General features: G+C 68.7%; 15 protein-coding genes. 7 read left to right on the forward strand and 8 right to left on the reverse strand.

Going from position 1 to position 13,682, the window contains the following annotated elements:
- Positions 1-183: 183 nt before the first annotated feature.
- Complete coding sequence (locus tag D9R14_RS09890) at positions 184-921, reverse strand: SDR family oxidoreductase (RefSeq protein WP_121623147.1); 738 nt, start codon at positions 919-921, stop codon at positions 184-186.
- Between the two features lie 128 nt (positions 922-1,049).
- On the opposite strand from D9R14_RS09890, the gene D9R14_RS09895 reads away from it, so the two are divergent.
- Entirely contained in the window at positions 1,050-1,691 is a 642-nt protein-coding gene (locus D9R14_RS09895; protein WP_121623148.1) for a TetR/AcrR family transcriptional regulator, read from the forward strand.
- Between the two features lie 67 nt (positions 1,692-1,758).
- Here D9R14_RS09895 and D9R14_RS09900 read toward each other — a convergent pair whose 3' ends face one another.
- Positions 1,759-2,679 (reverse strand): LysR family transcriptional regulator, encoded by a 921-nt coding sequence (locus D9R14_RS09900; RefSeq protein ID WP_245420686.1) that lies wholly within the window; start codon positions 2,677-2,679, stop codon positions 1,759-1,761.
- A gap of 153 nt (positions 2,680-2,832) precedes the next feature.
- Here D9R14_RS09900 and D9R14_RS09905 point away from each other — a divergent pair, with 153 nt between their 5' ends.
- From D9R14_RS09905 to mmsB, 5 genes are all read left to right on the forward strand, one after another.
- Positions 2,833-4,329: a CoA-acylating methylmalonate-semialdehyde dehydrogenase gene (locus tag D9R14_RS09905; protein ID WP_121623150.1), complete on the forward strand. Its 1,497-nt coding sequence runs from the start codon at positions 2,833-2,835 to the stop codon at positions 4,327-4,329.
- Positions 4,330-4,413: 84 nt separating this feature from the next.
- On the forward strand, positions 4,414-4,641 hold the full coding sequence (locus D9R14_RS09910; protein WP_121623151.1) for a FitA-like ribbon-helix-helix domain-containing protein: 228 nt from the start codon (positions 4,414-4,416) through the stop codon (positions 4,639-4,641).
- Complete coding sequence (locus D9R14_RS09915) at positions 4,638-5,066, forward strand: type II toxin-antitoxin system VapC family toxin (RefSeq protein WP_121623152.1); 429 nt, start codon at positions 4,638-4,640, stop codon at positions 5,064-5,066. The genes D9R14_RS09910 and D9R14_RS09915 overlap by 4 nt, the downstream gene beginning before the upstream one ends.
- 1 nt (position 5,067) lies before the next feature.
- A complete protein-coding gene (locus D9R14_RS09920; protein ID WP_121623153.1) occupies positions 5,068-6,210 on the forward strand; it encodes an isobutyryl-CoA dehydrogenase in 1,143 nt (380 codons plus the stop codon).
- Between the two features lie 227 nt (positions 6,211-6,437).
- Positions 6,438-7,337, forward strand: a complete 900-nt coding sequence (mmsB, locus tag D9R14_RS09925) for a 3-hydroxyisobutyrate dehydrogenase (RefSeq protein WP_121623154.1) — start codon at positions 6,438-6,440, stop codon at positions 7,335-7,337.
- A gap of 24 nt (positions 7,338-7,361) precedes the next feature.
- Here mmsB and D9R14_RS09930 read toward each other — a convergent pair whose 3' ends face one another.
- From D9R14_RS09930 to D9R14_RS09955, 6 genes are all read right to left on the reverse strand, one after another.
- Complete coding sequence (locus tag D9R14_RS09930; protein ID WP_121623155.1) at positions 7,362-7,763, reverse strand: DUF805 domain-containing protein; 402 nt, start codon at positions 7,761-7,763, stop codon at positions 7,362-7,364.
- 161 nt (positions 7,764-7,924) lie between these two features.
- Positions 7,925-8,710, reverse strand: coding sequence for a succinate dehydrogenase iron-sulfur subunit (locus tag D9R14_RS09935; protein WP_121623156.1), 786 nt, complete (start codon positions 8,708-8,710; stop codon positions 7,925-7,927).
- Between the two features lie 83 nt (positions 8,711-8,793).
- Positions 8,794-10,629: a succinate dehydrogenase flavoprotein subunit gene (gene sdhA, locus D9R14_RS09940; RefSeq protein WP_121623157.1), complete on the reverse strand. Its 1,836-nt coding sequence runs from the start codon at positions 10,627-10,629 to the stop codon at positions 8,794-8,796.
- 2 nt (positions 10,630-10,631) lie between these two features.
- On the reverse strand, positions 10,632-11,030 hold the full coding sequence (gene sdhD / locus D9R14_RS09945; protein WP_121623158.1) for a succinate dehydrogenase, hydrophobic membrane anchor protein: 399 nt from the start codon (positions 11,028-11,030) through the stop codon (positions 10,632-10,634).
- 11 nt (positions 11,031-11,041) lie between these two features.
- Positions 11,042-11,443: a succinate dehydrogenase, cytochrome b556 subunit gene (gene sdhC / locus D9R14_RS09950; RefSeq protein WP_121623159.1), complete on the reverse strand. Its 402-nt coding sequence runs from the start codon at positions 11,441-11,443 to the stop codon at positions 11,042-11,044.
- A gap of 243 nt (positions 11,444-11,686) precedes the next feature.
- Positions 11,687-12,367, reverse strand: a complete 681-nt coding sequence (locus D9R14_RS09955) for an OmpW/AlkL family protein (protein ID WP_121623160.1) — start codon at positions 12,365-12,367, stop codon at positions 11,687-11,689.
- Between the two features lie 299 nt (positions 12,368-12,666).
- On the opposite strand from D9R14_RS09955, the gene D9R14_RS09960 reads away from it, so the two are divergent.
- A partial coding sequence (locus D9R14_RS09960; protein WP_121623161.1) for a CE1 family esterase occupies positions 12,667-13,682 on the forward strand: 1,016 nt, incomplete at its 3' end.

A 13,682-nucleotide genomic window follows, 5' to 3' on the forward strand; every position in this document is an offset into this window, starting at 1 on the left:
TTGTTCTTCGTGTCACGCGGGGAACGCCGTCGCGGGCCATGGGGCCCACATGCGCTCACCCGCCTTGTCGGGAAGCGGCTCCTATAGGGGGAGAGACGTTCTGCGTCAAGGTGCGGTGTGGGGAGGATCCAGCCGCAGCGGCCCGGCAACGGCGCGTTTCGTCCGCGGCCGGGGCCCCGCGCCTCAAGCGTTCACGCCGCCGTCCACGGTGAAGCCCGCGCCGGTGATCTGGCGGCCCTCGGGACCGGCGAGGAACGCCACCATGGCGGCGATGTCGTCCGGGGTCCCGAACTGCTTGATCGCCATGCCGGACAGCATCAGGTCCCGGTTCGGGCCGTCGGCGGGGTTCATGTCCGTGTCGGTGGCGCCGGGATGGACCACGTTGACGGTGATGCCGCGCGGCCCGAGGTCCCGCGCGAGGCCCTTGGTGAGGGCGATCTGCGCCGACTTGGTCATGGAATAGACGGAGATGCCCGGCATCGTCACCCGCTCGGCGAGGCAGCTTCCCATGTTGATGATGCGCCCGCCGTCCGACAGCAGGGGAATGGCGGCCCGGGTGGCGTAGACCACGCCGCGGATGTTGACGTTCACGAGCGCGTCGATGTCGTCGAGGCTCATCTCCTCCAGCGCGCCGCCGCGCGCGATGCCGGCATTGTTGACCAGGATGTCGAGCCCGCCGAGCGCCTTGGCGGCGTCAGCCACCGCCGCTTGCGCCGCGGCCGGGTCGGCGCTGTCCGCCTGGATCGCGAACCCCTTGCCGCCGAGCGCCTCGATCTCCTTCACCACCGCCGCCGCCCGGTCGGCCGAGCGCTCATAGGTGATGGCGACGTCCGCGCCCTCCGCAGCCAGCCGCCGGGCGATGGCCGCGCCGATGCCGCGACTCGCTCCGGTGACCAGCGCCTTCCTGCCTTCGAGTTTCATGGGATGCTCCTGTCGGCCGACCGCTCGGCCTATTTATGTAGTGATCGATACGTAATTTGGTTTACAGGAGCGCGTCAAGCGATTATTTTAGCAATCGATACACAAAAGGATCGAGGAGGCTTCCCCCTTTGGCACCCCGAGGACGGCCGCGCGCCTTCGACCGCGAGAAGGCGCTCGATGCGGCGACGGAGCTGTTCTGGCGACAGGGCTACAGCGCCACCTCCATGGCCGACCTGTGCGGCGCCATGGGGATCAACGCGCCGAGCCTCTACGCCGCCTTCGGCAGCAAGGAGGAGCTGTACGCGGCCGCCATCGCGCACTTCTCGCGCACCGCTTCGCCGGATATCTGGGGTGGCCTCGATGCCGCGCCCACCGCCTACGCCGCCTTCGAGGGCGTGCTGCTCGGCTCGGCGCGGACCCTGCCCGGAATCGGCCATCCGCCCGGCTGCATGGTCACGCTGTCGGCCGTCGGACAGGAATGCGGCGGGCGCCTCGGATCGCTGGTGGCGGACGCCCGGCAGGAGAGCGTGCACCTGCTGTCGCAGCGCCTGGAGCGCGCGATCGCCGCGGGCGAGCTTCCCGCAGGCCTCGATGTGGCGGCCATCGCCCGCTTCTACACCTGCGTCCAGCAGGGCATGTCGATCCAGGCCCGCGACGGCGCGGGTTTCGCGGAGCTGGAGGCGGTTGCGCGCGCCGCCCTCGCCGCCTGGCCCGCGCTCACCGCCCCGGCCGCCCCGCCGCACCGGCAGGGGGAGAGGGAGAGCCGATGAAGTCCGGGCGGCCTGTCGGCACCCGTCCGACCAGTATTGGAGCCTGAAATAGCGCAGGCCCGCGCCCTCAGCCCGCCATCAGCGCACCGCGCGCCCGCTGCGCCGCCTCGACGATGAAGTCCGCCGCCACCCGGATGCGCGCCAGTTCGCGCGTGTCGGGGTGGGTGAGCAGCCAGAAGGTCCGCGTGAGGCCCACCTCCTCATGCAGCACCGGCACGAGGTCGTCCGGCCCGTCGCCGCCATAGAGGTCGGCGATGAACGAGTGCAGCACGCACACGCCCGCTCCGGCCCGCGTCGCCATGAGCTGGGCGGCGACGCCGGAACTCTTCAGCCGCACCCGGATGTCCTTGGCCACCAGCGGCACGTAGTTCAGTTTGGGATCGTAGATCAAGTCGTCGACATAGCCGATGAAGTCATGGCTCGCGAGCGCGGCGCGGCTCTCGATCGGCCCGTGGCGGTCGAGATAGGCGCGCGAGGCATAGAGCCTCAAGCTGTAGTCGGCGAGCTTGCGGGCATGCACGCGCCCCTCCTTCGGCCGGCTCACCGTGATGGCGATGTCCACCTCGCGCTTCGACAGCGAGAACACCCGCGGCATGGGCAGGAGCTGGATTTCGAGGTCCGGATGGCGCGCGGCGAGCGCGCCGATGCGCGGGGCGAGGAAATAGCTGCCGAAGCCGTCCGGGGCGCCGATCCTGACCGTGCCAGAGACGCCGCGGTCGGAGCCCGCGATCTGGCCCTGCGCGCCCAGCGCGATGCTCTCCATCGCCTCCGCCGAGGCCAGCAGCCGCTCGCCCGCCGCCGTCAGCGCATAGCCCGCCGGCAGCCGGTCGAACAGCTTGGCGCCCAGCGCCGCCTCCAGCGCGCCGATGCGCCGCGACACGGTGGAATGCTCCACCTTGAGCCGCGAGGCCGCCACCGTGAGCCGCCCGGCCCGCGCCACCGCAAGGAAGAAGCGCAGGTCCGACCACTCGAAATCCGACGCGCGCACCGGCCTGCCTCCTCTATTTCCGCACAGCGAAGGTGCAAGAATTGCCGTAGATGTGCACAAAAGGATAGCGCATTGTGCCGGCAAGAACGCTGCCCCCAGAGGCCTGCGCGCCAGGGCGGCCGGAAACGCTTTTCCCAGGAAGGACATCGCATCATGCGTGAGATCGGCCATTTCATCGGTGGCAAGCACGTGCCGGGTACGTCGGGCCGCCATGCGGACGTGTGGCAGCCCATGACCGGCGAGGTGATCGCCCATGTGGCGCTCGCCTCCAAGGGCGAGATGGCCGCCGCCGTCGCCAACGCCAAGGCCGCCCAGCCCGCCTGGGCCGCGACCAACCCGCAGCGCCGCGCCCGCGTGCTGATGAAGTTCCTGGAACTGGTGCAGCGCGACTACGACCAGCTCGCCGAGCTGCTCGCCCGCGAGCACGGCAAGACCGTTCCCGACGCCCGCGGCGACATCCAGCGCGGCCTCGAAGTGGTCGAGTTCGCGGTTGGCATCCCGCACCTCCTGAAGGGCGAGTACACCGACGGCGCCGGCCCGGGCATCGACATCTATTCCATGCGCCAGCCCCTCGGCGTGGTGGCCGGCATCACGCCGTTCAACTTCCCCGCCATGATCCCCATGTGGAAGTTCGGCCCCGCCATCGCCTGCGGCAACGCCTTCATCCTCAAGCCGTCCGAGCGCGATCCGGGCGTGCCCATGCACCTCGCCGAGCTGATGCTCGAGGCCGGCCTGCCGCCCGGCATCCTCAACGTGGTGAACGGCGACAAGGAGGCGGTGGACGCCATCCTCGACGATCCGGACATCCAGGCCGTGGGCTTCGTCGGCTCGTCCGCCATCGCCCAGTACATCTATGCCCGCGGCGCGGCCAACGGGAAGCGGGTTCAGGGCTTCGGCGGCGCCAAGAACCACATGATCATCATGCCCGACGCGGACATGGACCAAGCGGTGGACGCCCTCATCGGCGCCGGCTACGGCTCCGCCGGCGAGCGCTGCATGGCGATCTCGGTCGCGGTGCCGGTGGGCGAGCAGGCCGCCGAGGCGCTGATGGACAAGCTCGTCCCGCGCGTCGAGAACCTGAAGATCGGCCCCTCCACGGACGGCTCGGCCGATTTCGGCCCCCTCGTCACCCGCGAGGCGGTGGACCGCGTGAAGGGCTATGTGGACCTCGGCATCCAGGAAGGCGCCAAGCTTGTGGTGGACGGCCGCGGCTTCAAGATGCAGGGCTATGAGAACGGCTTCTACATGGGCGGCTGCCTGTTCGACCATGTGACCGCCGACATGCGCATCTACAAGGAGGAGATCTTCGGACCGGTCCTCTCCGTGGTGCGCGCGCCGGAATACAAGGAAGCCCTGCGCCTCGCCAACGACCATGAATACGGCAACGGCGTCGCCATCTTCACCCGCGACGGCGACGCGGCGCGCGACTTCGCCTCCAAGGTCCAGGTGGGCATGGTGGGCGTCAACGTGCCGATCCCGGTGCCGCTCGCCTACCACACCTTCGGCGGCTGGAAGCGCTCCGGCTTCGGCGACCTGAACCAGCACGGCCCGGACGGCGTGCGCTTCTACACCAAGACCAAGACCGTCACTTCCCGCTGGCCCTCGGGCATCAAGGACGGCGCGGACTTCGTCATCCCCACCATGGGCTGACGCGGCGGGCCGCACGGGGCCGCACTTGCCTTTGCGAGATTGTGCTATCATTTTTGATAGCACAATCTTCGGCAGGAGCGGGCCATGGCCCAGATACTGGTGCGCAACATTCCCGACGAGACCCTCGCCGTCTACCGGGAGCGGGCGAAGCGGAACGGCATCTCGCTGGAGCAGGAGATCCGCAACCTCCTGGAGAAGAACCGGCCGTTCACCCCTGAGGAGCGGGTGGCTTTCTCCCGCTACATGAGATCGCAGACCAAGAAGAACTCGCCGCCTCTGACCCTCGACGAAATCCGCGAGGGCCTCGAATGAGGGATCGCTTCGTCATCGACGCCAGCGTCGTGGTGAAATGGTTCATCGAGGAAGAGGGGTCGGAGCGGGCCGAACAGTTACTCGACGCGCGCGTGGACCTGTATGCGCCGCGCATTCTGTTGGGGGAGGTCGCCAATGCCCTCTGGAAATCCGTCCGCCGTGGAGAGGTGCCGATGCCGCTGGCGGAGGAGGCTCTGCGCCGACTGCCGCGGACCATCCGCTTCCTGTTCGACACCGACGACATTCTGACGGACGTCCTGCAGATGGCTGTCGCCCTGGACCACCCCATCTACGACTGCCTCTATGTGGCGGGGGCGCGCCGGCGCGAGCTTTCCCTCGTCACCGCCGACGCCCGCCTCATCCGCAAATTCTCCGCCTCGCCTTACGCTTCCACCATCCTCCCTCTCTCCGAATGGCGCGCCTGACATGTTCACGCTGAACGAAGACCAGATCGCCATCCGCGACATGGCGCGCGACTTCGCCAATGAGCAGCTCGCGCCCTATGCCGTGGAGTGGGACGAGAAGAAGCACTTCCCGAAGGACGCTCTGCGCGCCGCCGCGGCGCTCGGCATGGGCGGCATCTATGTGCGCGAGGACGTGGGCGGCTCGGGCCTGTCGCGGCTCGATGCGGCGCTGATCTTCGAGGCGCTCGCCACCGCCTGCCCCGGCACCGCCGCCTATCTTTCGATCCACAACATGTCGACTTGGATGATCGACCGCTTCGGCGACGACGCCCAGCGCAGGAAGTGGGTGCCGAAGCTCGCCGCCATGGAGCATTTCGCCTCCTATTGCCTCACCGAGCCGGCCGCCGGCTCGGACGCTGCGGCGCTCAAGACCAAGGCGGTGCGCGACGGCGACCATTACGTGGTCGACGGCCAGAAGCAGTTCATCTCCGGCGCCGGCGAGAGCGACGTCTACGTGGTGATGGTGCGCACCGGCGGCGAGGGGCCGAAGGGCATCTCGACCCTGGTGATCGAGGCCGGAACGCCGGGCCTCTCCTTCGGCGCCAACGAGAAGAAGATGGGCTGGAACGTGCAGCCCACCCGCGCGGTGATCTTCGAGGGGCTGCGGGTGCCGGTCGAAAACCGCATCGGCGAAGAGGGCGAGGGGTTCAAGATCGCCATGGCCGGGCTCGACGGCGGGCGGCTCAATATCGGCGCCTGCTCGCTGGGCGGGGCGCAGGCGGCGCTGGAGAAGACGCTGTCCTACATGCGCGAGCGCAAGGCGTTCGGCAAAAGGCTCGACGAATTCCAGGCGCTGCAGTTCCGCCTCGCCGACATGGCGATCGAGCTGGAGGCCGCGCGCACCTTCCTGTGGCGCGCGGCGGCCGCGCTCGACGCCAAGGCGCCCGACGCCACCCAGCTGTGCGCCATGGCGAAGCGCGTCGCCACCGACCGCGGCTTCGAGGTGGCCAACGAGGCGCTGCAGCTCCACGGCGGCTACGGCTACCTTGCCGACTACGGCATCGAGAAGATCGTGCGCGACCTGCGCGTCCACCAGATCCTGGAAGGCACCAACGAGATCATGCGCCTCATCGTCTCCCGCGCGCTCATCGCGCAGGGGAACTGAGGCGCCGAAGACCGACCGTCATCCCCCGCCTTGTGCTGGGGATCCACCCTGCGACCAGGCTGGCGCCTTCCGCTTCGGGCGCGGGCAGGCGGCCAGGTGGATGCCCCGCACAAGGCGGGGCATGACGGTGTGACAAGACGGGCGAGTTGATAAATCAATCGGCCCCGACACGCTCGCTGGCATGGCTTTCGCCAGGAGCGCGGGACGCAATCCGGGAGGGAACCATCATGGCCACCATCGCATTCATCGGCCTCGGCAACATGGGCGGGCCCATGGCGTCGAACCTCATCAAAGCGGGGCACGAGGTGATCGGCTTCGACCTCTCCCCCGCCGCCATCGACAGCGCCAAGGCGCGCGGCATCGCCGTCGCGCCGGGCGCGAAGGAGGCGGTGGCGCAGGCCGACGTGGTGGTGACCATGCTGCCCTCCGGCAAGCACGTGGTGGGCGCGACCGGAGGTCCGGATGGCCTGTTCGCGGCGGCCAAGGCCGGAACGCTCTTCATCGACAGCTCCACCATCGACGTGGCCTCGGCGCGCACCTTCCACGAGGCAGCCAAGGCCGCGGGTCACGCCAGCGTGGACGCCCCGGTCTCCGGCGGCGTCGGCGGCGCGGAGGCCGCCACCCTGACGTTCATGGTGGGCGGCACGGACGCGGCGTTCGGCGCGGCGAAGCCGCTGCTGGAGGCCATGGGCAAGAAGATCGTCCATTGCGGCGGCGCCGGCGCCGGCCAGGCGGCGAAGATCTGCAACAACATGATCCTCGGCATCTCGATGATCGCGGTGAGCGAGGCGTTCGTGCTGGGCGAGAAGCTCGGCCTCTCGCACCAGGCGCTCTACGACGTCGCCTCCACCTCCTCGGGCCAGTGCTGGTCGCTCACCACCTATTGCCCGGTGCCGGGCCCGGTGCCCACCAGCCCGGCCAACCGCGACTACGTGCCGGGCTTTGCCGCGGCGCTGATGCTGAAGGACCTCAAGCTCTCGCAGGAGGCGGCCGACACCGCCGGCGCCGCGACCGCGCTCGGCGCAGCCGCCACCGCCCTCTACACGGCGTTCGCCGCCGAGGGCAACGAGGGCAAGGACTTCTCCGGCATCATCGAATGGGTGCGCACCCGTACCGACGAGACCTGAGCCGGCCCCACGGCCCTGCCGCCCTTACGCGGGCGGCGGGCCGAAGCGGTTCGCCATCCGCTCCGACGGCTGCACCCACCAGAACAGCAGCACGAAGAAGCCGAACGGCACGAACAGGATGAGGAACCACCAGCCGCTGCGGCCCACGTCGTGCAGTCGCCGGATGGCGACGGCGAGGGACGGCAAAAAGAGCGCCAGGTGGACGAGCCCCGGCAGCCAGCCCTGGGTGGCGACGAACCAGCTCATCCCGTCCGCCCCGCCAACGGCCGTGACGGAGCCGCCGATCAGCGTGGCGCTCACGATGAACGCGGCCACATCCACCAGGAGCGTGAACACCCAGAACCACCAGAACTCGCTGCGCGAAGCGCGGCCGGTGAAAGTGGCATACTGGCGAAAGCAGCTTCCGACCGATTCCTGGAACGTCATCGCCCTCTCCCACGCGCTGGTACAGCGGCGCCAGCCCGCGGCCGCCGCGCCGCGGGGCCGCCCCATCAAAGGTTAGAGCGCCCGGCAGGCGAAGAGAAGCCGCCAGCCGCCACCGCGCACAGGGCGCTGGCGTGCCGACCGGCGCGCGGTGCCGTCCGCCGTCAGATCTGGCGCTCGACCATCATCTTCTTGATTTCGGCGATCGCCTTGGCCGGGTTGAGGCTCTTCGGGCACGCCTGGGCGCAGTTCATGATGGTGTGGCAGCGATAGAGCCGGAAGGGGTCTTCCAGATAGTCGAGGCGCGTGCCGGCGCGCTCGTCGCGGCTGTCCTTCAGCCAGCGGGTGGCCTGGAGCAGGGCGGCCGGGCCGAGATAGCGGTCGCCGTTCCACCAATAGCTCGGGCAGGAGGTGGAGCAGCAGGCGCACAGGATGCACTCATAGAGGCCGTCGAGCTTCTCGCGGTCCTCCTTCGACTGGCGCCACTCCTTCTCGGGGGGGGCGGTGTCGGTCTGCAGCCAGGGCTCGATGGAGGCGTGCTGGGCGTAGAAATTGGTGAGGTCGGGCACCAGGTCCTTCACCACCGGCAAATGCGGCAGGGGATAGATGTTGACCGCGCCCTTCACCAGCACCTCGTCCATGCCCTTGGTGCAGGCCAACGTGTTGGTGCCGCCGATGTTCATGGCGCACGAGCCGCACACGCCCTCGCGGCAGGAGCGGCGGAAGGTCAGCGTCGGGTCGATCTTGTTCTTGATGTAGATCAGGCCGTCCAGCACCATCGGCCCGCAGTCCTCGCGGTCCACATAGTACGTGTCGATGCGCGGGTTGCGGCCGTCGTCCGGGTTCCAGCGGTAGATGCGGAACTCGGTGAGCGTCTTGGCGCTCGCCGGCTTCGGCCACACCTTGCCGGCGGTGACCTGGGAGTTCTTGGGAAGGGTGAGCTCGACCATGGCACGTCCTGGATCGCTGGAGCGGTAACCGCCCGCAGGAATTGGCCGCAGCCGCGCCCCTGCGCGGCCGCGTCGGCAAGGGCTCAGTACACGCGCTTCTTCGGCTCGATGTACTGGATGTCGTTCGACAGCGTGTAGGTGTGCACCGGCCGGTCATCGAGGCGCACCGCGCCGGACGCCGGGTCGAAGTACGACAGCGTGTGCTTCATCCAGTTGTGGTCGTCGCGATCCGGGAAGTCCTCGCGCGCATGGGCGCCGCGGCTTTCCTGGCGGCTGGCGGCGCTCTCCATGGTGACGATCGCCTGGGAGATCAGGTTGTCGAACTCCAGGGTCTCGATCAGGTCGGAGTTCCACACCAGCGAGCGGTCGGTGACGCCGATGTCGCTTGCGCCCTTGTAGACGTCGTGGATGAGCTTGCGGCCCTCCTCCAGCACCTCGCCGGTGCGGAAGACGGCGCAGTTGTTCTGCATCACCTTCTGCATGTTGAGGCGCAGTTCGGCGGTGGGCGTGCCCCCCGACGCGTGGCGGAACTTGTCGAGGCGGCCGAGCGCGAGGTCGGCGCTGTTCTCCGGCAGCGGGCGGTGCTTCTCGCCCGGCTTCACCAGCTCCGCCGCGCGAAGGCCGGCGGCGCGGCCGAACACCACGAGGTCGATCAGCGAGTTGGAGCCGAGGCGGTTGGCGCCGTGCACCGAGACGCATGCCGCCTCGCCGATCGCCATCAGGCCGGGCACCACCGTGTCCGGATCGCCGGAGCGCTTGTCGAGTACCTCGCCGTGATAGTTCGTGGGGATGCCGCCCATGTTGTAGTGCACGGTCGGGATCACCGGGATCGGCTCGCGCGTCACGTCCACGCCGGCGAAGATCTTGGCGCTCTCCGAGATGCCGGGCAGGCGCTCGTGGAGGATGGCGGGGTCGAGATGGTCGAGGTGCAGGAAGATGTGGTCCTTGGCCTTGCCGACGCCGCGGCCCTCGCGGATCTCCATGGTCATGGAGCGCGAGACCACGTCGCGCGAGGCGAGGTCCTTGGCCGAGGGGGCGTAACGCTCCATGAAGCGCTCGCCCTCGGAATTGGTGAGGTAGCCGCCCTCGCCGCGCGAGCCCTCGGTGATGAGGCAGCCTGAGCCGTAGATGCCGGTGGGGTGGAACTGCACGAACTCCATGTCCTGCAAAGGCAGGCCGGCGCGCAGCACCATGCCGCCGCCGTCGCCGGTGCAGGTATGGGCCGAGGTGGCGGAGAAGTAGGCGCGGCCGTAGCCGCCGGTGGCGAGCACGGTCAGGTGCGCGCGGAAGCGGTGGATGGTGCCGTCGTCCATCTTGATGGCGACGACGCCGCGGCAGCGGCCGTCTTCGTCCATGATGAGGTCGATGGCGAAATACTCGATGAAGAACTCGGCCGTGTGCTTCAGCGCCGCCCCGTAGAGGGTGTGCAGCATGGCGTGGCCGGTGCGGTCGGCGGCGGCGCAGGTGCGCTGCGCGGTGCCCTTGCCGAAATGGGTGGTCATGCCGCCGAACGGGCGCTGGTAGATTTTGCCGTCCTCGGTGCGCGAGAACGGCACGCCCCAGTGCTCCAGCTCGTAGACCGCTGCCGGCGCATTGCGCACAAGATATTCGATGGCGTCCTGGTCGCCCAGCCAGTCCGACCCCTTCACGGTGTCGTACATGTGCCATTCCCACTTGTCCTCGCCCATATTGGCGAGCGAGGCGGCGACGCCGCCCTGGGCCGCCACCGTGTGGGAGCGGGTGGGGAACACCTTGGTGATGCAGGCGGTGCGAAGGCCCGCCTCGGAGCAGCCGACGACCGCGCGCAGGCCGGCGCCGCCGGCGCCGACGACCAGCACGTCGTAGGTGTGATCGGTGATGGGATAGGCGGCGCCGTTCACTGCGGGAGCGGCTGAGCCGTTGGTTGCCGTGTCGGCCATGCTCAGCCTCCCACGCTGATCTTGATGATGGCGAAGGCGCCCGCGAGGGCGATCGCCGTAGTGAAGAAGGTGTTGGCGATGATGAGCAGCACCTTGGTGCCCTCGGTGTGGACATAGTCCTCGATCACCACCTGCATGCCGAGGCGCATGTGGATGGACACCGACAGCAGCGTCAAAAGCAGGACCACCGCCACCAGCGGGTTACCGATCACGGAGCGGGCGTGCTCGTAGGTCGAGCCGGCAAGGCAGATGACGATGCCGACGAAGGCAATCATCAGCAGCAGGTTGGCGAGCGCGGTCACGCGCTGGAGGAAGAAGTGCTCGGTGCCCGAATGGGCGGAGCCGAGGCCGCGCACGCGGCCGAGCGGGGTGCGCATGGGGGTGTGGCCGGAACTGCTCATCTGCCTTCTCCTCAACCCTTCAGCGCGAGGCCGACGATCCACAGCAGCACGGTGAGCACCACCGAGCCGGCGAGCGTCGCCTTGGCGAGCAGCACGCGCTCTTTCGGGCCGAAGCCGTAGATGAAGTCCCACATGAAGTGGCGGATGCCGCCGAGCGCGTGGTGCAGCAGCGCCCAGGTGAAGCCGAACAGCACCAGGAGGCCGATGGGCGAGCCGGCGACCCACATGAAGGTGTCGTAGGCGCCGCGCGACGTGGCGGTGGCAAGCAGCCACCAGACCAGGAGGATCGTGCCGAAATAGAGGCCCACACCGGTGATGCGATGCACAATCGACATCATCATCGTGAACAGCGGCCGGTAGATCTGCAGGTGGGGTGAGAGCGGACGCTCGACCCGGGGCGGGCTGTCGGCCATTTGGGCCTCCTTCCAAAATTGGACGATCAGGTATCTCAATCGTGACCAGTTCGCAACGATTCCAAAGCAAGCGAGGCTCGTTTATGCCCCCGGCCACGGGTCGGCAATTGGCTATACGTTGCAGCGGCGGCAGCGGCGCACGCGCGCATTGCTGCATTGCCGCTGAAACCGGAGCTGCGCAAACGAAAAACGCGGCGCCGGAGGTCCGACGCCGCGTGAAGGAAGAACCCGGAAAAATTCCGCTCAGAAGCGGTAGGTCACGCCGGTGCCGAAGATCCAGGGGTTGAGCTGCGCCGTTCCGGTAAGACGCGCGCCGCCTACGGTGACGGTGAAGTCGGGCTCCAGGAAGAGCTTCTTCACGTCGAAGTTGATGCCCCAGTGCCTGTCGATCATCCAGTCGAAGCCGGCCTGCAGCGCCCAGCCGAAGCTGTCGTGCACGTCGAGCTGCGTCACCGTCGGATTCGAGGTGCTCTGGTTGAAGAAGGCGGTGTAGTTGATGCCGGCGCCGATATAGGGCTTGAACGCGCCGAAATCGGTGAAGTGGTATTGCAGGGTCAGGGTCGGGGGCAGCAGCCACACCTTGCCGATCTGGCCGAGGCCGGCGAGCGAGCCGGCGCCGTTCACGTCGTGCGGCGTGACGCCGAGGATGAGTTCGGCCGCGATGTTCTTGGTGAAGAAGTAGGTGATGTCGAGCTCGGGGACCACGGCGTCCGAATAGGACAGGTCCGAGTTCGGAACACCGTTCACCCAGCCGCCGCTCTCGGGCATCACATAGAGCGCGCGCACGCGGATCATCCACGGGCTCTGCTCTTCGACCACAGGCGCCTTGTACACCGGCGTCGACATGTCCGCCGCAACCGCTCCGCCCGCCGTAAGGGCCAGCAGCCCCGCGGCAAGCGCCATCCTCATACCGAATCTGGCCATGGCCCGACCCCCGATTTTGTAATTTCAATGCGCGGACTGTTTCATTGCGGGGGGCTGCGAGAATTTGATCCAGATCAAATGTTCCACGGTCGCGCCCGACATGTGGCGATGCGGCAACACGGGCGCCGCAGCGGCGCCGCAATCGCGTCGCATGGCTCGCACCTCCCGGGCGGCGCCAACCTCATGCTGTGCAAGGATTTCATGTGATGCCGGTTGTTGAGTGGGGCGAGGCGCAGGCGCTTGCGGGCCGTCGCAGAGCCTTGGGCCTGCGTCAAAGTTGCCGCCGCGCCGTTCTTGCCATGGCGGCCTTGGCCATCGCCGCCGCCCTCCCGGCAGTACTCGTTCTGTTCGCCCTAGGTCCCGATGCGGCCGCGGGCGAGGTTCAGGAGCAGCGCCTCAGCGTGGTGGGCGAGGACCGCCGCTATCTGGTGGTGACGCCCGATTCGCTGGCCGCGCAGCCGCCTGGGCCGCGGCCGGTGCTGATCGCGCTGCACGGCGCCATGCAGACGCCGGAGAGCTTCCGCGCCTATGCCGGCCTCGACGCCGCCGCCGAGGCCAACGGCTTCGTGGTCGTCTATCCCCAAGGCGAGGGCAAGGTGTGGAACGACGGCCGGCCCGCCGCCATGCGCCTCAAGCTGATGCTGCGGCCGGGCGACGACGAGGCCTTCCTCATGGCCCTGGTCCACAAGCTGGTGACCGAGGGCATCGCCGATCCCGCGCGCATCTATCTCGCCGGCATCTCCAATGGCGGCTTCATGGTGCAGAAGATGGCCTGCGAGCAGGCGGGCCTGTTCGCGGCCTATGTGGCGATCATGGCCACCGCGCCGGCCAATTACCGCGAGGAGTGCCGGCCGGCCCGCGCGGTGCCCATCCTGTTCATCCATGGCACCGCGGACGCGGTGATCGCCTATGACGGCTTCTGGACGCCGATCGGCGCCACCCTCTCCGCCCCCGACAGCGCGGCGCTCTATGCCCGGCTGGACGGCTGCACCGGACACGAGCAGCGCACCTTGCCCGACCGCGACCTCTATGACGGCACGCGGGTGCTGGAGCGGCGCTGGCCGTTCTGCCGCGACGGGGCGGTGGTGGCGCTCATGAGCGTCGAGCGCGGCGGCCACCAGTCGCCGGCGCGGGTGGACACGCAGCCCGACCTCGCGACGCCCTTCCTCGGCCTGCGCAGCCGCGACATCGATGCGGGCGAGGAGATCTGGCGCTTCGTCTCCGCCTTCGCCCTGCCGGTGGAGGGCAAGCCCGCCGCAGGGAGCAAGCCGGGCCCGGCCGCAGGCGGCCCGGCGGCGGCCCGGCCCGCGGCGCC

The organism is Xanthobacter tagetidis, from assembly GCF_003667445.1.
In the GTDB taxonomy this organism is placed as follows: domain Bacteria; phylum Pseudomonadota; class Alphaproteobacteria; order Rhizobiales; family Xanthobacteraceae; genus Xanthobacter; species Xanthobacter tagetidis.